Raw genomic sequence first — 22,750 nt, forward strand, 5'->3', positions numbered from 1 at the left:
ACGCCCCCGGTCCCGGCTCGGGCTCGGGCCCCGGCCCACGCCCACGTCACCGGCTGTGGCGGGGACCACCCACCCCTGAGTGACGCACCCCACCCCGCGACATGTTCCGGCGCCCGTAACAATGGACTGTGATCTCTCCGGCCTCCCCGATGCCCTCAGGCGGCGCCCACCGGTCCCGGCCGGACGCGACCCCTTACGTGGACCTGACCCGCGCCGAGTGGAGCGCGCTGCGCGACAAGACGCCGCTCCCGCTCACCGCCGAGGAGGTCGAGCGCCTGCGCGGCCTCGGTGACGTGATCGACCTCGACGAGGTGCGCGACATCTACCTGCCGCTGTCGCGGCTGCTGAACCTCTACGTGCGCTCCACGGACAACCTGCGCTCCTCGCTGAACACCTTCCTCGGCGAGAAGGGCTCCCAGTCGGGCACGCCGTTCGTCATAGGGGTGGCCGGTTCGGTCGCGGTCGGCAAGTCGACGGTCTCCCGCCTGCTGCGGGCGCTGCTCTCGCGCTGGCCCGAGCACCCCCGCGTCGAGCTGGTCACCACCGACGGCTTCCTGCTGCCCACCCGGGAGCTGCAGGCGCGCGGCCTGATGGAGCGCAAGGGCTTCCCCGAGTCCTACGACCGCCGGGCGCTGACCCGGTTCGTCGCCGACATCAAGGCCGGCAAGGACGAGGTGACCGCGCCGGTCTACTCCCACCTGATCTACGACATCGTCCCCGGCGAGAAGCTCACCGTCCGCCGCCCGGACATCCTGATCGTGGAGGGCCTGAACGTCCTTCAGCCGGCGCTGCCCGGCAAGGACGGCCGCACGCGGGTGGCGCTGGCCGACTACTTCGACTTCAGCGTCTACGTGGACGCCAAGACCGAGGACATCGAGAAGTGGTACCTGCACCGCTTCCGGCGCCTGCGGGACACCGCGTTCCAGAACCCCGAGTCGTACTTCCGCCGCTGGACCCAGGTCTCCGAGGAGGAGGCGCTGGCCTACGCGCGCAGCACCTGGCAGACGATCAACCGGCCCAACCTGGTGGAGAACGTGGCGCCCACCCGCGGCCGCGCCGACCTGGTCCTGCGCAAGGGCCCCGACCACAAGGTCCAGCGCCTGCGCCTGCGCAAGCTGTGAGCCGGCGGGCCGGGGGCGGCGGGAAACCGGCCGTCCCCGCACCTGACGGCGACGGCGGGCGTCCGCGCCGCTAGTCTGCCCCGCATGCTGCACCTGCGACTGATCACACCGTCCGGGCGGACGGACGAGGTGATCGCCCTCCTGCGCAAGAGCGTCGGCTGCACCCACCTGGTGGTGCTGCCCGGGGCGGCCCGGGAACCGGCCGGCGACCTGCTGACGGTCGACGTCGCCCGGGAGGCCGCCGACGAGGTGATCGCCGAGCTGCGGTCCATGGGCCTGGACCAGGAGGGGGCCATCAGCGCCGAGAACCTCGACCTGTCGCTGTCCACGCACGCGGAGCGGGCCGAGGAGGAGGCGCCCGGCGAGGGCGCCGACGCGGTGGTCTGGGACGAGCTGGTGGAGGCCACCCACGAGGAGTCCACCTTCTCCTGGACCTACGTGGCCTTCCTGTCGCTGGCCACCATGATCGCGGCCTGCGGCGTGGTGCTGGACAACGCGGTACTGATCGTGGGCGCCATGGCGGTGGGGCCGGAGTTCGGACCGCTCGCCGGGTTCTGCACCGCCCTGGTCCGCCCCGCGCCCCGCCTGGCCGTCCGCTCGCTGCTGGCGCTCCTCGGGGGCTTCCTGGTGGCCATGGCGCTGACGGTGGCGTTCAGCTACCTGATGACCGCGATGGACCTCTTCAGCGCGGCGCAGGTGAAGGCACACCGCCCCAACACCAAGTTCATCTACGACCCGGACGCCTTCTCGTTCGTGGTCGCCCTGCTCGCCGGCTGCGCGGGCATGCTGTCGCTGACCTCGGCCAAGTCCGGCGCCCTGGTCGGCGTCGCCATCTCGGTGACCACGGTCCCGGCGGCCGCCAACGCCGCGGTCGCCTTCGAGTACGACTACTACGGCCAGGCCTGGGGGTCCTCGCGTCAACTGGGGCTGAACCTGGCGGGCATCGTCCTGGCGGGCACGCTGACCCTGCTGCTGCAGAAGTGGCTGTGGAACCGCAAACTCCGCCGCAGCCCCCTCACCGGCACGGCCTGAGGGGCTCCGGACGCGCCGAGGGGGCGGGACCACCGGCAGTGGTCCCGCCCCCTCGGCACATCCCGCACGGGCCCGGCGGCTCAGCCCAGCGCGGACTTGACGACGTCGGCCAGCCGCCCGGCCACCGACTCGGCCTGGTGGATGTCGGCCGCCTCCACCATGACCCGCACCAGCGGCTCGGTGCCCGAGGACCGCAGCAGCACCCGGCCAGTGGAGCCCAGCTCACGCTCGGCCTCGTCCACGGCGGTCGCCAGCTCGGCGGAGGTGGTCACCCGCGACTTGTCCACGTCACGCACGTTGACCAGCACCTGCGGCAGCCGCTCCATCACGGAGGCCAGGTCTCGCAGCGTGCGGCCGCTGGCCGCGACCCGCGCCGCCAGCAGCAGGCCGGTCAGGGTGCCGTCGCCGGTGGTGGCGTGGTCCAGCGCGATGACGTGGCCGGACTGCTCGCCGCCCAGCGCGAAGTCGTTCTCCTTCATCTCCTCCAGGACGTAGCGGTCGCCGACCGCCGTCTGGACGAGACGGATGCCCTCGCGCTCCATGGCGATCTTGAAGCCCAGGTTGGACATCACCGTGGCGACGACGGTGTCGGCGCGCAGCACGCCCCGCTCCCGCATCGCCAGCGCGAGGATCGCCAGGATCTGGTCCCCGTCGACCTCGTCGCCGGTGTGGTCGACCGCGAGGCACCGGTCGGCGTCGCCGTCGTGGGCGATGCCCAGGTCGGCGCCGTGCTCGAGGACCGCGGCCTTCAGCTTGTCCAGGTGGGTGGAGCCGTAGCCGTCGTTGATGTTGAGGCCGTCCGGCTCGGCGCCGATGGTGACGACCTGGGCGCCGGCCCGCTCGAAGGCGACCGGCGACACCCGGGAGGCCGCGCCGTGCGCCTCGTCGAGGACGACCTTCAGGCCGTCGAGGCGGTTGGGCAGCACGCCGAGCAGGTGGTCGACGTAGGTCTCCAGGCCTGCCAGGTGCTCGCCGACCCGGCCGACGCCGGACCCGGTCGGACGGTCCCAGGGGGCGCCGGTGCGGTGCTCCTGGTAGACGGCCTCGATCCGGTCCTCGAGCTCGTCGGCCAGCTTGTGGCCGCCGCGGGCGAAGAACTTGACGCCGTTGTCCGGCATGGCGTTGTGGCTGGCGGACAGCATCACGCCCAGGTCCGCGCCGAGTACGCCGGTCAGGTGGGCGACGGCCGGGGTGGGCAGCACGCCGACCTTCAGCACGTCCACGCCGGCGCTGGCCAGACCGGCCACCACGGCGGCCTCGAGGAACTCTCCGGACGCACGCGGGTCCCGTCCGACGACCGCCTTCGGGCGGTGCCCTTCGAAGGTGCCCGCCTCGGCCAGTACGTGCGCCGCCGCCACGGAGAGACCGAGCGCCAGCTCGGCCGTCAGATCCGCGTTGGCGACACCACGTACACCGTCGGTGCCGAAGAGTCGTCCCACTGGTCCTCCAGAGAAGTGCTACATCGTCTTGAACGTCGCGCCTGGGCCCGCCGCGCTTCGCACCCTAGAGGGATGACTGACACTACGAGCGTTACAGCACATTGTTCCCTTATATGACTGGAGCTGCCGATAAACGAACGCCCCGGCGGCACAAAGTGAGTGCCGCCGGGGCGTTCGGACGTACCGCGGGCCTGCCGTACGTACGGGCAGCGCCGGATTTAGCGCTTGCTGTACTGCGGCGCCTTGCGGGCCTTCTTCAGACCGGCCTTCTTGCGCTCGACGGCACGCGCGTCGCGGCTCAGGAAGCCCGCCTTCTTCAGCGCACCGCGGTTGTTGTCGACGTCCGCCTCGTTCAGCGCACGGGCGACACCCAGACGGAGCGCACCGGCCTGACCGGAGACGCCGCCACCCGCGATGCGGGCGATGACGTCGTAGCGGCCCTCGAGCTCGAGCACCTTGAAGGGCTCGTTGACTTCCTGCTGGTGCACCTTGTTCGGGAAGTAGTCCTCGAGGGTGCGACCGTTGATCTTCCACTTGCCGGTGCCCGGAACGATCCGGACGCGGGCGATGGCGTTCTTGCGACGGCCCAGGCCGGCGGCCGGCTGGGGCTCGCCGAAGCGGGAGGCCATGGACTCCGAGGTGTACTCACCCTCGACGGGGGCCTCGGACTCGGTGGTGTAGCTGTCGATGTCAAGCTCTTCGAGCGGCTGCTCGGCAGTGGTCTCGGCCACGATTCTCCTCAGATTCTCTTCAGGCTTAGGGGGTGGCCGTACTTACTGCGCGACCTGGGTGATCTCGAACGGAACCGGCTGCTGGGCAGCGTGCGGGTGGTTCTCGCCCGAGTAGACCTTCAGCTTGGAGAGCATCTGACGGCCCAGGGTGTTCTTGGGAAGCATGCCCTTGACGGCCTTCTCGATGGCCTTCTCCGGGTTCTTCGCGAGCAGCTCGTCGTAACGAACCGAACGCAGACCGCCCGGGTAGCCGGAGTGGCGGTACGCCATCTTCTGGGTCTTCTTGTTGCCGGACAGGTGCACCTTGTCCGCGTTGATGATGATGACGAAGTCACCGGTGTCAACGTGGGGGGCGTAGATCGGCTTGTGCTTGCCCCGCAGGATGGAGGCGGCGGTGGACGCCAGACGGCCGAGGACGACGTCCTGGGCGTCAATGACGTGCCACTGGCGGGTGATATCGCCGGGCTTGGGGCTGAACGTACGCACGGTTCGTAGCCTTCGCTATCTTCAGTGAATGGTCCTAGACAAGGTCACCGAAGCGATCACGACAGCCCTGACCGCACTGCGGTGACGCATACCGCGTGCAGGTCGCTGGTCATCGGCCCGGTCGACCGGTGTAAGGGCCCGTCCCGTGAGAATGAGCAAGCCAATACACAACGAACATGCAGGCTACCCTCCGCCCCGCCCACGGGTCAAAACGCCCGCCCTGCACGGCCACGAGGGGGGCCCGTAAGGGCCTGTCCGGCGGATCATGCCGTGTACCGCGACGCCGCACGGCTTGAGCCGGGGCGGGTGCGGGGTCCGGTGCGTGCAGATGCAAGGCGGAGGAGGGAAGCGACGCGGAGCGTCGTTGACCGACGACAACGCCGCAGATGCGCGTGCCGGGCCCCGCACCCCACGGCATGGTCCGCCGGACAGGGCCTAGGATGCGCGGCATGAGTAATGGGCAGGGGGGGCCTGGGCCACAGCAGTGGGACCCTTGGACGCCTCAATCGCAGCAGCCGAACGCCGTCGCTCCGCAGCCCTGGTCGCAGGGCGGCTCCGGCGGCTCGCAGGGACCCGACTGGGAGGCCCTGGCCGAGGCCTCGGCCGCGAAGAGCAGGCGCCGCCGCATCCTCGCGGCCGCCGTCGCCGCGGTGGTCGTCGCGGGCGGCGCCGTCACCGCCGTCCTCCTGACGCGCGGAGGGGACTCCCCCACGCCGAACGGCGGCTCCGGCGCGTCGGCCTCCACCGGCACCCCGTCGTTCGACCCGACCAGCGCGCCTCCGCCGCTGGACCCCGAGGAGATCCTGGCCGACTCCCGCAAGGACACCGCCCCGCTCTCCGCCGACGGGCTGTTCCCCGGCAAGGCCGGCCAGAAGCTGCCGCTCGGCAAGGCCGAGTACGTGAAGGGCCCGTCCGCGGAGACCGCCGACTGCGCGTCCGCCGCCCAGCACACCCTGCCGAAGGTGCTGAACGACAACGGCTGCACGAAGCTGCTGCGCGCCACCTACACCCGTGACGGCGTGGCCGTCACCGTCGGCGTCGCCGTCTTCGACACCGCCGAGGACGCCACGGCCGCCCGCGGCCAGGCGGACCGCAGCGCCATCATCGAGCCGCTGGACGGCAAGGGCGTGAAGCCGTTCTGCGACGGCGCGGTCTGCCGCACGACGATCAACTCCTACGGCCGGTACGCCTACTTCACCATCACCGGCTTCACCAACGGCAAGAACGTCACCCCGGAGGCCAGGAAGGCGTTCGACGCGGGCGACCACCTCGCCCACTACGCCTTCCAGCGGATCCACGGCCGCGGCGAGGCCCAGGCCACCGCGGCCCCCGCCTCCTGACCCCGGGGACCCGCGGCCCCGGGCCCGCCGGCCGGGCCCGCCCACCGGGGGCCCGGCAGTCCGCGGGCCCCGGGCAGGTCCCCGGCCCCAGGCAGGTCGCGGGTCCCACCGCGGGTCAGAGGCGCTTGGCGCTGCGCAGCGTCTTGGCGTAGTAGCCGTTGCCGTCCAGGCGGGAGACGCCGCCGACGTCGCCGATCGTCGGCCCGTTGACCTCCTCGCGGCTGGACACGAAGATCAGGTGCCCCTCGGTGTCGTAGCCGAGCACCATGCCGACGTGGTCGAGCCGCTCCCCCGTGCGCTGGTCGAGCTTGAAGAAGACCAGGTCGCCGGGCTGGAGCTGGTCGACGCCGGTGGGCCGGTGGTCGGCCGTGACACCGGTCAGCGGCAGCACGTCGGCGCCCTCGTCGGAACGGGCCATCCCGTTGGCGGTACGCGGCAGCCCGTCGCCGACGCCGTCCGCCGAGCGCAACGGGTACCGGGCGCGATAGCCGAGGACCATCCGCATGAAGCCCGAGCAGTCCAGCGCCCGCAGCCGCATCGCCTCCGGCACGCCCGCCCCGCCGTCCCGGAAGGTGTAGGGGATGCCGAGGTAGTCGTAGAAGTCGGACTGCTCCAGGCGGAGGTCGCCGCCCTCCGCGCCGGTGGTGTTCAGCGGTCCGAAGTCCGCGTCACCGGCGTAGACGAGGCCTTGCGCGTCCTTCTTCTGCTTCGCCCCCGCCACGTACTGGAAGGCGTAGGCGAACAGGTCGTCCTTCTCGCTGTCCTCCCACTCGGCGTACCACTCCTTGAACCACGCCTTCTTCTCCGCGCCCTTCTTCCACGGCTCGGGCATCAGCCGCACCCAGTCGGTGGTGGAGACCTTGGAGCTGGTGGACGACGGCTCGGCGAAGGTGCGGGCGGGACCGGTGAGCGTGGCGGTGCGGGCGCCGTCGGTGAGGACGGCCTTCACCTTGCCGTCGGCGCCGTACAGCACCGACCGGGCCGGGTTCTCCAGCCGCGACCAGCTCTCCTCCCCCTTGTCCTGGGGACCGGAGGACTCGCCGCCGCCGTCCAGCACGCCGACGTTGACGATCTCGGTGACCGCCCGCTCGTCCTTCTTGCGCAGTTCCACGGTGAGATAGCCGGAGGTCAGCACCAGCGCCGACACCACCAGCGCGGAGACGACGGGGCGCGACTTCTTCCTGGCTGCCATCGTTCGTTCCTTCCTGAGACGGGTTGTCGGTGACGGGCCGGGTCAGACGGCCGGCATGACGCCGAGCAGCAGTCCGGCGGCGACGGCGATGTACGCCATCAGCGAGACGGTGCCGGTGGCCAGCAGGGTGGCCCCCTTGGGCTGGCGGACGAGCTGGTAGGCGACCAGGCCGGGCACGATGAAGCCGAGCGTCTGGTTGCCGTACATCAGCGGGAACTCGAGCGAGAGGACGATCATCACGGTGCCCTGGAGCAGCACGCCGAGGAGCACGACGGCCGCGAACAGCCGCTTGCCGTAGAGGATCACCAGCCGCTGCATCACCTTGGTGCCGGCGTAGGTGAGGGCGGTGACGCCGACCACCATGGCGGCGCGCTGGAGGTCCTCGATCAGGGTGAGGGCGATCCAGCCGGGGGTGATCATGCCGCCGGGCGAGAGGTTGGTGGTCAGGTAGCACAGCAGGGAGAAGAAGAGGCCGATGGCGATGCCGAGGGCGGCCATCTCCGGGGTGAGGGTCGCGGTGGTCACGGGAGGTCTCCGGGAAGCGGGGGCTGAGGGCGGGCGGTCAGGAGCGGGGCGACCGGTCGGGCCACGGGTCCGGCCAGTCGTCGGGCCCGGGGCCGGCCGGCGGGGCCGGCGGCCGGACCACCGGGATCTCCTGGGTGCGCGACGCCTGGTAGCGCTCCTCCACGGCCTGCGGGTAGGCGGCGTACGGGTCGAGGTGCTCGGCCTGCGCGCCGGGGTAGCCGCCCGCCGTGTAGCCGCCGGTGTAACCGGCGTCGGCGAAGGCGTCCACCGTGGAGCCGTCCGTCGCGGCGCCGTCCCCGCCGCGTCCGCCCGCCGCGAAGCCCGCGTGACCGCCCGGCGCGAAGCCGCCACCGGCCCCGTGGACGTCACCCGCGAAGCCACCGGCGACCGGGCTGCCGGGGACGGCGCCACCGGCCGGACCCCCTTCGGCCACGGCTCCGGCAGCAGGCGAGTCGTCGGACGGCAGCTCGGCGAGGTACTCGAGCAGTTCCTCGCCCTGGCCGTGGATGTTGCCGATGGAGACCAGCGAGGAGTCGGCCGGCAGCCGCTCCAGCAGCAGCGGCATGAACTCCTCGCCCGGGCGGCGGTCGCCGCCCAGGTCCACCGCGCGGTCCCGCCACTCGGCGGGGATCGCGTCGATGGCGCTCTTCGAGGGGTGCCCGATGACGAACACGTTGTCCGGCGCCAGGTCGGGGATGATCTCGCCCATCTGCCCGTTGCGCTCCACCCGGTCCGGACGGCAGTTGATCACCACGTTCAGCGGACGGTGGATGGCGCCGAGGTCGAGGAGCTGGTTGATGTTCATCAGCGTCGACTCGGGGTCGTTGGCCGCGAAGACGTTGCCGAAGGCGAGGCGCTTGCCCTCGGGCGTGACGTAGCGCTCCACGGAGAGCACGCCCGGGTCCGGCGGCGCGTCGTACATGCCCTGGAGAGCCACCTGCCGCTCCACGCCGAGGAGCTCCGCGACGACCAGCGCGATCGCCACGTTCTCCTTGAAGGTGAACCAGCTGAAGCCGCGCAGTTCCTCGTCGGTGACGGTCTCCGGGTCCGCGTAGACCAGCTCGCAGTTCCTGGCGTCGGCCTCCTCCTGGAGGATGTCGAACCGGTCCCGCTCGGCGGTCACGCAGATGCCGTTCTCCGGCATCGACCGGCACAGCGAGCGGGCCACGTCGTCCAGGGTGGGGCCCATCTCCGCGAGGTGGTCCTCACGCACGTTGCACAGCACGCCGATGGTGGAGCGGATCAGCTTGCTCTGGTTGACCTCCTGCAGGGCGGGCATGACCGCCATGCACTCGATGACCAGGGCGTCCGGCCGGTAGGCGGCGGCCCGCCGCACGATGCCGATCTGTTCCACCACGTTGGCGATGCCGAACTTGCGGTAGACCGGCTCCTCGGTGGCGTCCGGGTGGATGAAGCGGGCGGCCGTGCCGGTGGTCTTGGCGACGGTCACCAGGTCGCCGCCGCGCAGCGCGCCCGCGCACAGGCGGGTGATCGACGACTTGCCGCGGATGCCGTTGACCAGCACCCGGGCCTGGATGCTGTGCAGGGCGGCGTAGTGCCGGCGCTGCTCCACGACACCCGCGACGAACAGCACGACGCAGCCCGCGAGCAGCACGAAGTACAGGTAGAGCACCGCTGATCACATTCCTCGGGTACGGGGCGGGGAGGCGGGGGCGGCCCCGGCCGCCTGGCGCAGCGCCTCGTTGCGGCGGAGGACCTGGAGCTGCTGGCGGAGCAGCTCCAGGCTGCGCACCACCGCTCCGACCTCGTCGTGGTAGCGCGGGTAGAGGACGGCCTTGTGGTCGCCGTCCGCGAGCCGCTCGGCGGCGGCCGCGAGGTCGCGCAGCGGCCTGGCCACCACCAGATGGGTCCAGCCCAGGCAGACCACGATCGCGGCGAGGCCGAGGATCCCGGCCAGCACGCTGCGGTCCTCGAGCTGGGAGGGCGCCGTCTGGAGCTTGTCGGCGTCCTGCCAGCTCACCACGGTCCAGCCGATGTCGGAGGCGACGCCGCCGCCGGAGAAGGGGGCCGCGGCGGCGACGGTGACCGAACCGCCCTCGCGCAGCAGCAGGCCGTTCTCCACCGGTCCGGCGCCGACCCGGAGGTTCCCGGCCCGCACGAGGTCGGTGAGGGACTCGTCGGGGAGTCGCTCGAAGGCGAGGAAGCCCTTGTTGGAGGCGAGGGTGCGGCCCTCGGCGTCGACGACGCGGACGGTGCCCAGACCCGGCCGGTTCAGCAGCGAACCCAGGAACTGGACGCGCACCTCACCGACCAGGGTGAGCCCGTCGTGCTCGGGCACGGCGGAGCCGGCCTGGACGACGGGGATCGAGCCGCCGTCGCCGGTGACCCGGATCGGCGGCAGCTTCCTGCCGTCCTTCCAGGCCGCGGAGGGCTCGTCGCCCGCGTGGGCGAGGACCTTGCCCCCGGCGTCGGTGACGTAGAGGGAGTCGTAGCGGCCGTGGTCGCGCAGGGCGTCCTCGAGCAGCGCGTCGAGCGCGGCCGGGGAGACGTCCTCGCGGCCGCCGATCAGGCGGGCGGTGGAGACCACGTCGGCGTGGGACTCGTTGAGCGCGCGGCGCACCCGGTCGGAGAGCAGGTCGGTGCGGTCGCGCTGGTCGTTGACGAGTGAGGCGGGCACGCTGACCGAGTCGTCGGTGCGGTTGAGCAGCAGGCCGACCGGGAGGCACCACAGGAGCAGCAGCACGGCGGTCACGGCCAGCGGGACCCGCACCCCGATCCTGGCGGTGCGGGAGACGGCGGCGGCCTCGGTGGTGGGCGCGCCGCCGAGCTGGACACGGACGCGTTCGAGCGCCGCGCCGATCCTGGCCGCCTCACCCCACCGGGGCGCGGTGACGGGCCGGGCGAGGTCGCCGCGGGCGAGCCGCCGGGACTCGAGGAACAGCCTGATCAGAGGGCGCTGGATGGTGCCCCAGAGCACGGCCACCGCGAGCAGGCCGAGCAGCACCAGCGCACCGGCCGCGAGCAGACCGTAGAAGCCCCGGTCGCCGCCGAGGGCGGCCTCCTCCACCACCGGCAGCATGGCGACGACGCTCAGCCCGAGCCCCGCGCCCACGCTCTTCTTCTGGTCCGGGTCGGAGGAGGCGAGGGAGGCGTAGCCGGCGGTGGCGAGACGGCCGCTGTACTCGCCGCCGGTGAGGGCGCCGCTGACCCCGGTGTAGCCGCGGGAACCGGGCTCCTTGGAGCTGACCGCGCTCTGCTCGGCAGCCGTGACGGCCCGCGCGGCGAAGTCGGCCATCTGCTTCTGGAGGAAGGCGAGCTCCTCGCGCTCCTTGTCGGAGCGCAGCGCCTCGGGCTGCTCGAAGCCCGACGTCGAGAGGATCTCGCCGTCGGCCGCGACGACTGCCATGGTGCGGAACGGCCCCATGCTGACGGACGGCACGGCGACGCTGTTGGAGGCCAGGAGAAGCTGCTGCGGACGGTCCTTCCATTCGAGGACGACCATGCTCATCAGCCGGACGTCGCCGCTCTCCAGGCGCACCATGCGCGGGGTGAGGGCGTGCTCGCCGGTGAGCACCTCCTTGTCCAGCCACCCGAGAGGAATCGTTTCTCCTCGGGAGGCCAGCACCTTCCCGCTCCGCACGTCGACGACGCTCGTGCCGGTCCACTTCTGATAGGTCCGGCCGAGGTCGGACAGGACGCGTTCCGGCTCGACGGGGTCCGCGGCGTTCAGCGCGGCGGCCGTACGCCGCAGGTCGGTGACGCGCTCGTCGATCGAGGCCCGCAGCGCGATCGCGCCGTCCTCCGCGAAGTGCTGCTGCGAGGCGAGTACACCCTTGGAGACCGAGGGCTCGGCGGCACGGCCCAGCACACCGGCGGTGATGCCGGCCACCGCGAGCACCAGCACGAACAGCAGCGCGATCGGCGGCCGGATGCCTCCGAGCAGCGGCATGTCCTGCCGCCTGCGGCTTCTGTGCCGGGGCGCGGCGCCCCGGACGGCGGCCTCGTCGGCCGTTCTCACCGGCATTACCTCTCCAGGTTCCACAAATGAAGCAGCACCTGATCGGAAACGTCGGGGACAACGTCATGGACGCGTAAACGTCACGGCACCGCACATGTCATGACTCGACGGACGAGTCCAGGGTTGTAGGCGAACGTGCGCAGAAGCTGTGGTTCGCGTCACAGAGCTACGCGCGTCGCCCCTCGGGGGACAGCGGCTCGAGGCCGTCCCCACCGGGCGCGCCACGGTTGTAGACGAAGCCACGGGTGCGTTCCTCGGCCAGGCGGTAGCGGGCCAGGCGTTCCTCGGAGAGGTCCTGCGGGCTCTCCAGTGCCGCCAGCACGTCGATCACACGGTGGTCGACGACCGCGTCCGCCGGGGGCTTCACGTCCGGCTGTTCCTCACCGGGCACCTCGACCAGCGTCGGGGCGTAGCGGGCCCGGACGTCCCAGCCACTCTCGGTCTCCCGGAACTCGAACCAGCCGATCACCCCTTCCTCCGTGATCCCCGCGGGGGTGGAGTGCCGGGCGATCTGATTGCCGAGGCTGAAAGCGACCCAGGTCCCGTTCACCTTCTGAATGGGCTGCACCACGTGGGAGTGGTGACCGATGACCAGGTCGACGCCCGTCTCCTCGGTGACCCACTCGGCGAACCGGACCTGCGCGGCGCTGGGTTCGTTGAAGTACTCGGCGCCCCAGTGCACGGAGAGGATCACCACCTCGGCGCCGGCTTCCCGGGCACGCTCCTCGGCGCTCCGGACGGCCTCGGCGTCGGTGACGTCGAGCACCCACTCCCGCTTCCCCGGCCGGGGATGGACGAAGGACTCCCACGAGTACGAGAGGTGGGCGACCTTGACGCCCTTGACCTCCACCATGCGGATCCGCCGGGACTCCTTCTCGGTCCGGGCGGAACCCGTGTGACCGAGACCGACCTCGTCCATCGCGTCCAGGGTGCGCCGCACGCCGGACATACCGTGGTCGAAGGTGTGGTTGGACGCCGTGGAGCAGGTGTCGTACCCGACATCCTTGAGCGTGCTCAGGACCTGCGGGGGCACCAGGAACTCCGGATAGCCTTCGAAGGGGCCCTTGGGGCCCGCCACGGGGGTCTCCATGTGGCAGATGGCCAGGTCGGCGGCGCTGACGACCGGCTCGACGCCGGCCAGCATCGGACCGAAGTCCAGCCCGGCCCTCCCCTCACCGGTCGCCTCGGCGTCCTTGGCCGCCTGGTCGATCAGTTCGGGGTGGATCAGGATGTCGCCGGCGGCCGCCACGGTGAAGGACCGGCCGCCCGCCTTGGGCTCCGAGGAGGCGTCGGCCGTGCCACAGGCGGCGGCGAAGGCCGCCACCGTGACCAGTGCCAGAACCGCGCGGATCACACGGCGTGCGCCGCCGACTCGGAGAGGATGAGGAAATGCCACCGTTTCATGCTCACATGGCGCCTACACCAATCCTGCAAAAAGCGATCACAAGCTTGTCACTTTTTCGCAGGCGGCCCAGGTGGGGACGACGGTCCGGTCTGGCCCTGCCCGTCCTGCTCCTCGCGCTACCGGCACTGACGGTGGCATGCCACGCCGAGCCCGCCCCCGACGCCTCCGGGCGCCTCCCCTTCGCCCAGCGCGAGGTGGACCTGCGGGACCACGTCCTGTCCTGGACGGACGGCTTCGACCCGGCCGGCGACTACTCCCCGCCGGACGCCGCCGCCCGCGACCGGTTGGCCCGTGGCGTCGACCTGGTCCTCGACAACCGACTGGACGAGGCGGCCGGGCCGCTCGGCGAGGCCGGCTTCCGGGTCACCCGGCTGACCGACTCCGCCACCGGCCACAAGTACGACGAGATCGCCGCGGCCGGCCGCGGCGACGCCCAGCACTGGGGCCGCCTCTACCTGCACGCGGGCGCCGCCCCCCGGTGGAGCGTCCAGGTGCCGCACCCGGTGGCCGACCGCGACACCGAACGCCTCGGCGTTGGCCTGCTGGAGTCCGGACGGGCCGGCGCGCTGGTGGTGGCCGGATCCCACCGCCAGGCCGGAAGCGACGGCGCCGCGGACGTGGCCCACCGGGAGGACAGCGTCTTCCACACGATCGTGCTCCAGCTCCAGGAGCGCGGCGTCCCCGGCCTCCAGCTCCACGGCTTCGCCTCCGGCGGCGAAGGCCGCCGCTACGACGCCGTCCTCTCCACCGGCCGCGGCCAGCGGGCGCTGCCCGAGATGACCGGCCTGGCCGACCGGCTCGGCGCCGAGGGCGTACGGGTCTGCCGGGGCTGGGCGGCGCGCTGCCCCCTGGAGGGCACCGGCAACGTCCAGGGCCGGGCGGCGCAGCGCCAGCACGTCGACTTCGTCCACCTGGAACTCGACCGCGAGCTGCGCCGGCCCGAGGGCCGGCACGCCGACGAGGTCCGCCAGGCCCTCGGAGAGCTGCTCAGCGGCTGGGCCGACGCGTGAGCCGCTCCCCCGCCGCGGCCGACGGCCCCGGGGACCGGCTCGGTCACGGCCCCGGGATCCGGCTCGGTCCCCGCCCCGGGGTCCGGCTCAGTCGCAGGTGACGCAGCCCTCGACCGCCGCGGCGCCCGGCAGCGTGCGCCGGTTGCGGGCGGCGAGGTTGCGCGCGGCGAGCTGGTCGTCGGCCGGGTAGCCGACCTCCTCCAGCGTCAGGCCGTGCGGCCGCACCACGTGCACCGCGGAGTCCCGCACGCCCGCGGCCAGCACCTTCCCCGGCCACTCCACCGGCCGGTGCCCGTCCCCGACGAACAGCAGGGCGCCGATCAGCGAGCGCACCATGTTGTGGCAGAACGCGTCCGCCCGCACCGTCGCGGTGACGATCCCGTCGTCGCCGCGCACCAGGCTCAGCTCCTGAAGGGTGCGGATGGTGGTCGCCCCCTCCCGCTTCTTGCAGTACGCGGCGAAGTCGTGCTCGCCCAGCAGCGCCTTGGCGGCCTCGTTCATCGCGGCGACGTCCAGCGGCCAGTCGTGCCACAGCACGTGCCCCCGCAGCAGCGGGTCCACGCCGCCGGCGGCGTCGGTGACGCGGTAGGCGTAGCGGCGCCAGATCGCCGAGAACCGCGCGTTGAAACCGGCGGGCGCCTCGACGGCCGACCAGATCCGCACGTCGCGCGAGAGCCGGCCGGCGAGCCGCTTGAGCAGCTTCTCCCGGTGCTCGGCCCACAGCGCCTCGGGCAGGTCCACGTGCGCGACCTGGCCCCGGGCGTGCACCCCGGCGTCGGTACGGCCGGCCACGGTCAGCTCGTACGTGGTGTCCCGCGACCGGGTCACCGTGCGCAGCGCGTCCTCGATCTCGCCCTGCACGGTCCGCTTCCCGCCGGCCTGCTTGGCCCAGCCGTGGAAGTCTGTGCCGTCGTAGGACAGGTCAAGGCGCACCCGGACGAACCCGGGCTGTACTTCGTCGCTCACCCTTCGATCCTCTCAGGTACCGGCATGCGAAAGCGGGCCCACCCCAGAAGGGCGGGCCCGCTCTCAGAAGGCGTCAGCCAGGGTCGCCGTATCAGGCGTCCTTGGACTCTTCGGCCGGAGCCTCGGCAGCCTCGTTCGTCTCGGTGGTCTCGGCCTGCTTGGCCTCGTCCTCCTTGACGGCGCGCTTGGTGGCGGCCTCGGCCTCACCGGTGGCCTGCTGGGCCACGGTCAGGGCCTCGACCAGCTCGATGACGGCCATGGGCGCGTTGTCGCCACGGCGGTTACCGATCTTGGTGATGCGCGTGTAACCACCGGGGCGGTTCTCGTAGCGCGGGCCGATCTCGGTGAAGAGCGTGTGGACGATGCTCTTGTCCGTGATCACCGAGAGCACCTGGCGGCGGTTGTGAAGGTCGCCCTTCTTCGCCTTGGTGATCAGACGCTCGGCGTACGGGCGCAGACGGCGCGCCTTCGTCTCCGTGGTGGTGATGCGGCCGTGCTCGAAGAGGCTCTTCGCGAGGTTCGCGAGGAGCAGCTTCTCGTGCGCGGCGCTGCCGCCCAGACGGGCACCCTTGGCGGGCTTCGGCATGTCTTCTCCTAGGTGTCTGCTCCGGCCGTATCAGGTACCGGAGTCAGTATCCGAGCGGGCGGTCGCCCGTCGGAGACCCGCGCCCCCGAGGGGGCGCGGGAAGTGCGGTTGCCGGACCGGGCTCAGTACTGCTCGGTCTCGACGAACCCGGCGTCCGAGTCGTCGTCGGCGCCGAAGGCGTCGGCGGCGGCGGTCGGGTCGAATCCGGGCGGGCTGTCCTTGAGCGCCAGGCCCATGCCGGCCAGCTTCGCCTTGACCTCGTCGATGGACTTCGCACCGAAGTTGCGGATGTCCAGCAGGTCGGCCTCGGAGCGGGCGACGAGCTCACCCACGGAGTGGATGCCCTCGCGCTTGAGGCAGTTGTACGACCGAACGGTGAGCTCGAGCTCCTCGATCGGCAGCGCCAGGTCGGCGGCCAGGGCGGCGTCCGTCGGCGACGGACCCATGTCGATGCCCTCGGCGTCGACGTTGAGCTCGCGGGCCAGACCGAACAGCTCGACCAGGGTCTTGCCGGCCGAGGCCATGGCGTCACGCGGACGCATGGCCTGCTTGGTCTCGACGTCGACGATCAGCTTGTCGAAGTCGGTGCGCTGCTCGACTCGGGTCGCCTCGACCTTGTAGGTGACCTTGAGGACCGGCGAGTAGATCGAGTCGACCGGGATGCGGCCGATCTCCTGGCCGGCCTGCTTGTTCTGGACGGCGGAGACGTAGCCGCGACCGCGCTCGACGGTCAGCTCCATCTCCAGCTTGCCCTTGCCGTTCAGCGAGGCCAGAACCAGGTCGGGGTTGTGCACCTCGACACCGGCCGGGGGGGCGATGTCGGCGGCGGTGACCAGACCCGGGCCCTGCTTGCGCAGGTACATCACGACCGGCTCGTCGTGCTCCGAGGAGACGACCAGCTGCTTGATGTTGAGGATCAGGTCGGTGACGTCCTCCTTGACGCCCGGCACGGTGGTGAACTCGTGCAGCACGCCGTCGACGCGGATGGACGTGACCGCCGCACCCGGGATCGAGGACAGGAGGGTACGACGCAGGGAGTTGCCGAGGGTGTAGCCGAAGCCCGGCTCCAGCGGCTCGATCACGAACCGGGAGCGGAATTCGTCGACGACCTCTTCGGTCAACGAGGGACGCTGAGCGATCAGCATTCTTGGTCAGATCCTTCTTTCGTGGACGCCCGCTATTTGACGCCCGACGGAACCGCACCCAACAGGAGGTGCGGGTAATGCAAGGGTACGGGCGGCACGTCCCCTTTCGGGTCCGTACCGCCCGGAACCTCAAGCCCTCACGGGCCACCGCGAACCACAGCCGGGCGGACCCGGCAGCGGATCAGACGCGGCGACGCTTCGGCGGACGGCAGCCGTTGTGCGGGGTGGGGGTGACGTCCTGGATCGAACCCACCTCGAGGCCGGTGGCCTGGAGGGAGCGGATCGCGGTCTCACGGCCGGAGCCGGGACCCTTGACGAAGACGTCGACCTTGCGCATGCCGTGCTCCTGCGCGCGACGGGCGGCCGACTCGGCGGCCATCTGCGCGGCGAAGGGGGTGGACTTGCGCGAGCCCTTGAAGCCGACGTGGCCGGCGGAGGCCCAGGAGATCACGTTGCCGGACGGGTCCGTGATCGAGACGATCGTGTTGTTGAACGTGCTCTTGATGTGCGCGTGGCCGTGAGCGACGTTCTTCTTTTCCTTGCGGCGCACCTTCTTGGCAGCGCCCTGACGTCCCTTGGGGGGCATGTCTTATCTCCTACGGGAGGTGGTCGGTCCTACAGCGAAGACCGTGGACAGTCGTCCGCTGCGGACTACTTCTTGCCCGGCTTCTTCTTGCCGGCGATGGCGCGACGCGGGCCCTTGCGGGTACGAGCGTTCGTGCTGGTGCGCTGACCGCGGACCGGCAGGCCACGACGGTGACGAAGACCCTGGTACGAGCCGATCTCGACCTTGCGGCGGATGTCGGCCTGGATCTCGCGACGGAGGTCACCCTCGGTCTTGATGTTGGCGTCGACGTACTCACGGATCGCGACGAGCTGCTCCTCGGAGAGGTCGCGAACCCGCACGTTGGGGTCGATGCCCGTGGCAGCCAGAGTCTGCTGGGAGAGGGTCCGGCCGATGCCGAACACGTAGGTCAGGGCGACCTCCACGCGCTTTTCGCGCGGGATGTCGACACCGGAAACGCGTGCCATTCAATGGCTCCAGTTGGTTGTCGGAGGTCTGCGGCAGAACCGGATCCCGCCCGCCGTCCCCCGCTGTTGCGCGGGGTCGGTACGGAACGGGTCCCCGGCCTCCGACCGGGGGTGTCGGAACCGTGCGAACGGCTCCGGGTCCTGCTTATGACATGTTGCTCGCGTCGCGCGAAGACTCTGCGGAAGCAGAGGGGAGGTCAGTGCGTCAGCCCTGGCGCTGCTTGTGGCGCGGGTTCTCGCAGATGACCATGACCCGACCGTGACGGCGGATCACCCTGCACTTGTCGCAGATCTTCTTGACGCTCGGCTTGACCTTCATGGGATGAGGTTCTCCGGGTCAGTGCCACCACCCGCGGACCGCCCAAGCCGGACGGCGCACGGAGTGCAGGCAGATCTACTTGTACCGGTAGACGATCCGGCCACGCGTCAGGTCGTACGGAGACAGCTCCACCACGACCCGGTCGTCAGGGAGGATGCGGATGTAGTGCATGCGCATCTTGCCGCTGATGTGAGCCAGGACCTGGTGGCCGTTCTGGAGCTCGACCCTGAACATGGCGTTCGGCAGAGACTCGACGACAGTGCCCTCGATCTCGATGGCACCTTGCTTCTTGGCCACGCTTCGCCCTTCGAATCGACTACCTTGATCGACTCCGTACGAAGCGCATACAGACATGCGGGTGCACGGGAGCCGACGAGTCAGTCTACGTCAGGGCATCCCGAAATACGAATCGGGGAAGAATGCCCCATCCGCGTGATCCTTATGCCCGATCGGACGGACGAAACGCATCGCAGGTCCTCAGCACGCCCTCGGCGCGCTCTCCGCACGCGCCGGGAGCCCCGGCAAGCACCGGGCGGCCCCGGGCAGCGCCGGGGCAGCGCCTGAGGGACGCCGGGAAGCACCGCACCCCCGCCCGGACGGCCTTGCGGCGCCGCGGGACAGGGGTGACGGTCGGAAGACGGGTGGGGCCGCCGGGCGTGCCGCCGTCAGGAGGCCAGCGGGTCCGGAGCCGCCGTGATGCCGAGCTCGGCCAGCTTGGCGCGGCCGGCGTCGGGGGCGGTGAGAACCAGCGGGCCCTGCTCGGTGAGCGCCACCGAGTGCTCCCAGTGCGAGGACCAGGTGCCGTCCGTGGTGATCACGGTCCAGTCGTCGGCCAGCACCTTGGTCTTCGGCGTGCCCAGCGAGACCATCGGCTCGATGGCCAGGCAGAAGCCGGTGACCAGCTTCGGGCCCTTGCCGCGGCGCCGCTCGACGTAGTTCAGCAGATGCGGGTCCATGTGCATCTCGGTGCCGATGCCGTGGCCGCCGTAGTCCTCGACGATGCCGTACTTGCCGCCGCCCGGCTTGGGCTGGCGGCGGATGTAGGTCTCGACGGCGCGGGAGATGTCGACCAGCCGGTTGCCCTGCTTCATCGCGGCGATGCCCGCCCACATCGACTCCTCGGTCACCCGGGAGAGCTCGTGCAGCTCGGGGAGGTGCCCGGAGCCCACGAAGCAGGTGTACGCGGCGTCCGCGTGCCAGCCGTCGATGATCGCGCCGGCGTCGATGGAGATGACGTCGCCGTCCTTGAGGACCACCTCGTCCGACGGGATGCCGTGGACGACGACCTCGTTGACCGAGGTGCAGATCGTCGCGGGGAAGCCGCCGTACCCCAGGAAGTTGGACTTGGCGCCGTGCTCGGCGAGGACCTTGCGGGCCACCTCGTCCAGGTCCCGCGTGGTGGAGCCGGGGACCGCGGCCTCCCGGGTGGCCGCGTGCACGGCGGCGACGACAAGCCCCGCCTCGCGCATCTTGGCGATCTGCTCCGGGGTCTTGATCTGCACCATGAGCGCTACGGGCCTTTCTCCGCCGGGACCGACGTATTTCCGTCCTGTACGTACACCACCAACGATACGTGTTCCCCACACCGGCCGTGACAGCCCGGTCCCGCGTGCGCACGGAGCGCACCGGGCGGACCACCCCGCGGAACCACGCCGCCCGGCGCGGCCCCGCACGACGCAGGGCCGCGGCTCCCCCGGAGGGGAGCCGCGGCCCTGTGCGGACGTGCGGGGTGTGCCTACTCGCCGGCCTTCAGCGCGGACATCGCCCGCGCCGTGACCTCGTCCACCTTGCCGAGCGCCTCGATCGTCACGACCAGGTCCTGCGCCCGGTAGTAGTCGATGATCGGCTCGGTCTGGGTGTGGTAGACCTCCAGGCGCTTGCGCACCGTGTCCTCGGTGTCGTCGTCCCGCTGGTACAGCTCGCCACCGCAGACGTCGCAGACGCCCTCGGCCTTCGGCGGGTTGTAGGTGGCGTGGAAGACGTGCGCCGAGTCCTTGCGGCAGATGCGCCGACCGGCGATCCGCTTGACGATCTCGTCCTCGGGAACCTCGAGGTCCAGCACCGCGTCCAGCTTCATACCGCTCTCGGAGAGCATCCCGTCCAGCGCCTCGGCCTGCGAGACGTTGCGCGGGAAGCCGTCGAGGAGGAAGCCGTGCGCGGCGTCCGCCTGCTCCATGCGGTCCTTGGCCATCGCGATGGTGACCTCGTCCGGTACCAGCTCGCCCTTGTCCATGTACGACTTCGCCAGCTTGCCCAGCTCCGTCTGCTGGCCGATGTTGGCCCGGAACAGGTCGCCCGTGGAGATGTGCGGGATGGAGAGGTTCTTGGCCAGGAACGCGGCCTGCGTTCCCTTGCCAGCACCAGGCGGCCCGACGAGGACGATTCGCATCAGCGGAGGAACCCTTCGTAATTGCGCTGCTGGAGCTGGCTCTCGATCTGCTTCACCGTCTCGAGGCCCACACCCACGATGATCAGGATGCTGGTGCCGCCGAACGGGAAGTTCTGGTTTGCCCCGAAACCAACCAACGCCATCGTCGGCACGAGAGCGATCAGACCCAGGTACAGCGAACCCGGCCAGGTGATCCGGTTGAGCACGTAGCTCAGGTACTCAGCGGTCGGTCGGCCAGCCCGGATGCCCGGGATGAACCCACCATACTTCTTCATGTTGTCGGCCACTTCTTCGGGGTTGAAGGTGATGGCCACGTAGAAGAACGCGAAGAAGACGATCAGCAGGAAGTACAGGGAGATGTAAATCGGGTCATTACCCGTCACCAGGTGAGCCTGGATCCAGCTCTTCCAGCCGGAGTTGCCGCTGGAGAACTGCGCCACCAGCGCCGGGATGTAGAGCAGCGACGAGGCGAAGATGACCGGGATCACACCGGCCTGGTTCACCTTGAGCGGGATGTACGTCGAGGTGCCGCCGTAGGAACGACGGCCGATCATGCGCTTCGCGTACTGGACGGGGATCCGGCGCTGCGCCTGCTCGACGAAGACCACCAGGCCGACCATGACGAAGCCGACCAGCAGCACGGTGCCGAACTCGATCCAGCCGTCGGCCAGCGAGCCCTGCTCCTTGATGGCCCAGAGGGCGGCGGGGAAGGTGGCGGCGATCGAGATGAACATCAGGATCGACATGCCGTTGCCGATGCCGCGGTCGGTGACGAGCTCGCCGAGCCACATGACGACGGCGGTGCCGGCGGTCATGGTGAGGACCATGATGACGGTGGTGAAGATCGAGCGGTCCGGGACGATCTGGCCGGAGACGGAGCAGCCGCTGAACAGCGCGCCGCTGCGGGCCGTCGCGACCAGGCCGGTGCCCTGGAGCACGGCCAGCGCGATCGTCAGGTAACGGGTGTACTGCGTGATCTTCGCCGTGCCGGACTGGCCCTCCTTCTTGAGGGCCTCGAGCCGCGGGATCACGACGGTCAGCAGCTGCAGAATGATGCTCGCCGTGATGTACGGCATGATGCCGAGCGCGAAGATCGTGATCTGCAGCAGCGCACCACCGCTGAACATGTTGACCAGACCGAAGAGCCCGGCCGACTTGCCGGCCGCCTGCTCCACACAGATCTGGACGTTCTGATAGTTCACGCCGGGAATCGGCACATGCGTACCGACGCGGTAGACGACGATGATGCCGAGCGTGAAGAGCAGCTTCTTGCGCAGGTCGGGCGTCTTGAACGCCCGGGCGAACGCGGTGAGCACGGTGCCTCCTGCGACCCCCGCGCAAGTGCGTCAAGGGTGACGGTCTTGAGGATCGACAAATACCAAACGATGTAACGGGTAGCCGCCGCTTCGAGTGCCCGGTGCGCCGTACGGGTGCACTGGTCGAAGGGTGGCAGTGGAGGTCACCTTACCGGCGACACCAACCCCTTAGGAACGACCAACCGGGGATACCCCATTTGTGGGGCATCCCCGGTCGGGAACGCTCGGGTCACATGGACATCAGCCGGACATCTTTACGACGTCGGCCCGTCCGGAACTCGTCAGACGAGCTCGGTGACCGTACCGCCGGCGGCGGTGATCTTCTCCTTGGCGGAGCCGGAGACGGCGTCGACCGTCACCTGCAGCGCCACGGAGATCTCGCCCTGGCCGAGGACCTTGACGAGCTGGTTCTTGCGGACGGCACCCTTGTCGACCAGGTCGGCAACGGTGACCTCCCCACCCTCGGGGTAGAGGGCGGCGAGCTTGTCCAGGTTCACGACCTGGAACTCGGTCTTGAAGGGGTTCTTGAAGCCCTTCAGCTTCGGGAGACGCATGTGGAGGGGCATCTGGCCACCCTCGAAGCGCTCCGGAACCTGGTAACGGGCCTTCGTGCCCTTGGTACCACGACCGGCCGTCTTACCCTTCGACGCCTCACCACGACCCACACGGGTCTTGGCGGTCTTGGCGCCCGGGGCGGGACGGAGGTTGTGGATCTTGAGCGGGTTCTGCTCCGCCAT

At 70.6% G+C, this 22,750-nt stretch carries 23 protein-coding genes; 4 read left to right on the forward strand and 19 right to left on the reverse strand.

Annotated features, from left to right (window positions below; all coding sequences use genetic code 11):
* Nucleotides 1-128 precede the first annotated feature (128 nt).
* Nucleotides 129-1,121, forward strand: coding sequence for a type I pantothenate kinase (gene coaA, locus ABT026_RS00630; RefSeq protein ID WP_351110661.1), 993 nt, complete (start codon nucleotides 129-131; stop codon nucleotides 1,119-1,121).
* Between the two features lie 84 nt (nucleotides 1,122-1,205).
* Complete coding sequence (locus ABT026_RS00635) at nucleotides 1,206-2,153, forward strand: DUF389 domain-containing protein (RefSeq protein ID WP_351110663.1); 948 nt, start codon at nucleotides 1,206-1,208, stop codon at nucleotides 2,151-2,153.
* Nucleotides 2,154-2,233: 80 nt separating this feature from the next.
* On the opposite strand, the gene glmM is transcribed toward ABT026_RS00635, so the two are convergent.
* The 3 genes from glmM to rplM all read right to left on the reverse strand — a co-directional run bounded on the left by glmM (nucleotide 2,234) and on the right by rplM (nucleotide 4,809).
* Nucleotides 2,234-3,592, reverse strand: coding sequence for a phosphoglucosamine mutase (gene glmM / locus ABT026_RS00640; RefSeq protein WP_351110665.1), 1,359 nt, complete (start codon nucleotides 3,590-3,592; stop codon nucleotides 2,234-2,236).
* A 218-nt stretch (nucleotides 3,593-3,810) separates the two neighbouring features.
* Nucleotides 3,811-4,323: a 30S ribosomal protein S9 gene (gene rpsI / locus ABT026_RS00645; RefSeq protein ID WP_351110667.1), complete on the reverse strand. Its 513-nt coding sequence runs from the start codon at nucleotides 4,321-4,323 to the stop codon at nucleotides 3,811-3,813.
* A gap of 42 nt (nucleotides 4,324-4,365) precedes the next feature.
* Entirely contained in the window at nucleotides 4,366-4,809 is a 444-nt protein-coding gene (rplM, locus tag ABT026_RS00650) for a 50S ribosomal protein L13 (RefSeq protein WP_108954789.1), read from the reverse strand.
* Between the two features lie 449 nt (nucleotides 4,810-5,258).
* On the opposite strand from rplM, the gene ABT026_RS00655 reads away from it, so the two are divergent.
* The gene (locus ABT026_RS00655; protein ID WP_351110670.1) at nucleotides 5,259-6,149 is read left to right on the forward strand and encodes a hypothetical protein; all 891 of its coding nucleotides are present in this window, start codon (nucleotides 5,259-5,261) and stop codon (nucleotides 6,147-6,149) included.
* A 115-nt stretch (nucleotides 6,150-6,264) separates the two neighbouring features.
* On the opposite strand, the gene ABT026_RS00660 is transcribed toward ABT026_RS00655, so the two are convergent.
* From ABT026_RS00660 to ABT026_RS00680, 5 genes are all read right to left on the reverse strand, one after another.
* Nucleotides 6,265-7,341: a C40 family peptidase gene (locus ABT026_RS00660; RefSeq protein WP_351110672.1), complete on the reverse strand. Its 1,077-nt coding sequence runs from the start codon at nucleotides 7,339-7,341 to the stop codon at nucleotides 6,265-6,267.
* A 42-nt stretch (nucleotides 7,342-7,383) separates the two neighbouring features.
* Nucleotides 7,384-7,866 carry a poly-gamma-glutamate biosynthesis protein PgsC/CapC gene (locus tag ABT026_RS00665; protein WP_351110674.1) on the reverse strand — a complete coding sequence of 161 codons (483 nt, stop codon included), beginning with the start codon at nucleotides 7,864-7,866 and terminating at the stop codon, nucleotides 7,384-7,386.
* A 37-nt stretch (nucleotides 7,867-7,903) separates the two neighbouring features.
* Nucleotides 7,904-9,499, reverse strand: a complete 1,596-nt coding sequence (pgsB, locus tag ABT026_RS00670; protein WP_351110676.1) for a poly-gamma-glutamate synthase PgsB — start codon at nucleotides 9,497-9,499, stop codon at nucleotides 7,904-7,906.
* Nucleotides 9,500-9,505: 6 nt separating this feature from the next.
* Nucleotides 9,506-11,776, reverse strand: a complete 2,271-nt coding sequence (locus ABT026_RS00675) for a cache domain-containing protein (RefSeq protein ID WP_351111006.1) — start codon at nucleotides 11,774-11,776, stop codon at nucleotides 9,506-9,508.
* Between the two features lie 235 nt (nucleotides 11,777-12,011).
* Nucleotides 12,012-13,199 (reverse strand): CapA family protein, encoded by a 1,188-nt coding sequence (locus ABT026_RS00680; RefSeq protein ID WP_351110678.1) that lies wholly within the window; start codon nucleotides 13,197-13,199, stop codon nucleotides 12,012-12,014.
* A gap of 182 nt (nucleotides 13,200-13,381) precedes the next feature.
* Between ABT026_RS00680 and ABT026_RS00685 the strand changes: the two genes are divergently transcribed.
* Entirely contained in the window at nucleotides 13,382-14,260 is an 879-nt protein-coding gene (locus ABT026_RS00685) for a hypothetical protein (RefSeq protein WP_351110680.1), read from the forward strand.
* Between the two features lie 87 nt (nucleotides 14,261-14,347).
* On the opposite strand, the gene truA is transcribed toward ABT026_RS00685, so the two are convergent.
* From truA to rplO, 11 genes are all read right to left on the reverse strand, one after another.
* On the reverse strand, nucleotides 14,348-15,226 hold the full coding sequence (truA, locus tag ABT026_RS00690; protein ID WP_351110682.1) for a tRNA pseudouridine(38-40) synthase TruA: 879 nt from the start codon (nucleotides 15,224-15,226) through the stop codon (nucleotides 14,348-14,350).
* A 91-nt stretch (nucleotides 15,227-15,317) separates the two neighbouring features.
* Nucleotides 15,318-15,812, reverse strand: coding sequence for a 50S ribosomal protein L17 (rplQ, locus tag ABT026_RS00695; protein WP_351110684.1), 495 nt, complete (start codon nucleotides 15,810-15,812; stop codon nucleotides 15,318-15,320).
* Between the two features lie 122 nt (nucleotides 15,813-15,934).
* A complete protein-coding gene (locus ABT026_RS00700; protein ID WP_108954799.1) occupies nucleotides 15,935-16,957 on the reverse strand; it encodes a DNA-directed RNA polymerase subunit alpha in 1,023 nt (340 codons plus the stop codon).
* 181 nt (nucleotides 16,958-17,138) lie between these two features.
* Nucleotides 17,139-17,543, reverse strand: coding sequence for a 30S ribosomal protein S11 (rpsK, locus tag ABT026_RS00705; protein WP_003956432.1), 405 nt, complete (start codon nucleotides 17,541-17,543; stop codon nucleotides 17,139-17,141).
* A gap of 65 nt (nucleotides 17,544-17,608) precedes the next feature.
* Nucleotides 17,609-17,989, reverse strand: coding sequence for a 30S ribosomal protein S13 (gene rpsM, locus ABT026_RS00710; protein ID WP_351110686.1), 381 nt, complete (start codon nucleotides 17,987-17,989; stop codon nucleotides 17,609-17,611).
* A gap of 205 nt (nucleotides 17,990-18,194) precedes the next feature.
* Nucleotides 18,195-18,308, reverse strand: coding sequence for a 50S ribosomal protein L36 (rpmJ, locus tag ABT026_RS00715; protein ID WP_003998809.1), 114 nt, complete (start codon nucleotides 18,306-18,308; stop codon nucleotides 18,195-18,197).
* 75 nt (nucleotides 18,309-18,383) lie between these two features.
* Nucleotides 18,384-18,605 carry a translation initiation factor IF-1 gene (gene infA / locus ABT026_RS00720; RefSeq protein WP_004927214.1) on the reverse strand — a complete coding sequence of 74 codons (222 nt, stop codon included), beginning with the start codon at nucleotides 18,603-18,605 and terminating at the stop codon, nucleotides 18,384-18,386.
* Between the two features lie 368 nt (nucleotides 18,606-18,973).
* On the reverse strand, nucleotides 18,974-19,813 hold the full coding sequence (gene map, locus ABT026_RS00725) for a type I methionyl aminopeptidase (protein WP_351110688.1): 840 nt from the start codon (nucleotides 19,811-19,813) through the stop codon (nucleotides 18,974-18,976).
* Between the two features lie 230 nt (nucleotides 19,814-20,043).
* Entirely contained in the window at nucleotides 20,044-20,697 is a 654-nt protein-coding gene (locus tag ABT026_RS00730; RefSeq protein ID WP_351110690.1) for an adenylate kinase, read from the reverse strand.
* Nucleotides 20,697-22,013 (reverse strand): preprotein translocase subunit SecY, encoded by a 1,317-nt coding sequence (gene secY / locus ABT026_RS00735; protein ID WP_351110692.1) that lies wholly within the window; start codon nucleotides 22,011-22,013, stop codon nucleotides 20,697-20,699. The genes ABT026_RS00730 and secY overlap by 1 nt, the downstream gene beginning before the upstream one ends.
* 281 nt (nucleotides 22,014-22,294) lie before the next feature.
* Nucleotides 22,295-22,750, reverse strand: coding sequence for a 50S ribosomal protein L15 (gene rplO, locus ABT026_RS00740; RefSeq protein WP_108954804.1), 456 nt, complete (start codon nucleotides 22,748-22,750; stop codon nucleotides 22,295-22,297).

The organism is Streptomyces sp. NPDC002734 (genome assembly GCF_040295685.1).
Lineage (GTDB): Bacteria > Actinomycetota > Actinomycetes > Streptomycetales > Streptomycetaceae > Streptomyces.

Bases quoted from the DNA above. Each gene is read 5' to 3' on its own strand.
- ABT026_RS00635 (WP_351110663.1), top strand. From the start codon at position 1,206: ATGCTGCACCTGCGACTGATCACACCGTCCGGGCGGACGGACGAGGTG.
- ABT026_RS00655 (WP_351110670.1), top strand. From the start codon at position 5,259: ATGAGTAATGGGCAGGGGGGGCCTGGGCCACAGCAGTGGGACCCTTGG.
- ABT026_RS00660 (WP_351110672.1), bottom strand. From the start codon at position 7,341: ATGGCAGCCAGGAAGAAGTCGCGCCCCGTCGTCTCCGCGCTGGTGGTG.
- ABT026_RS00675 (WP_351111006.1), bottom strand. From the start codon at position 11,776: ATGCCGCTGCTCGGAGGCATCCGGCCGCCGATCGCGCTGCTGTTCGTG.
- rplQ (WP_351110684.1), bottom strand. From the start codon at position 15,812: ATGCCGAAGCCCGCCAAGGGTGCCCGTCTGGGCGGCAGCGCCGCGCAC.
- ABT026_RS00700 (WP_108954799.1), bottom strand. From the start codon at position 16,957: ATGCTGATCGCTCAGCGTCCCTCGTTGACCGAAGAGGTCGTCGACGAA.
- rpsK (WP_003956432.1), bottom strand. From the start codon at position 17,543: ATGCCCCCCAAGGGACGTCAGGGCGCTGCCAAGAAGGTGCGCCGCAAG.
- rpsM (WP_351110686.1), bottom strand. From the start codon at position 17,989: ATGGCACGCGTTTCCGGTGTCGACATCCCGCGCGAAAAGCGCGTGGAG.
- rpmJ (WP_003998809.1), bottom strand. From the start codon at position 18,308: ATGAAGGTCAAGCCGAGCGTCAAGAAGATCTGCGACAAGTGCAGGGTG.
- map (WP_351110688.1), bottom strand. From the start codon at position 19,813: ATGGTGCAGATCAAGACCCCGGAGCAGATCGCCAAGATGCGCGAGGCG.
- ABT026_RS00730 (WP_351110690.1), bottom strand. From the start codon at position 20,697: ATGCGAATCGTCCTCGTCGGGCCGCCTGGTGCTGGCAAGGGAACGCAG.
- rplO (WP_108954804.1), bottom strand. From the start codon at position 22,750: ATGGCGGAGCAGAACCCGCTCAAGATCCACAACCTCCGTCCCGCCCCG.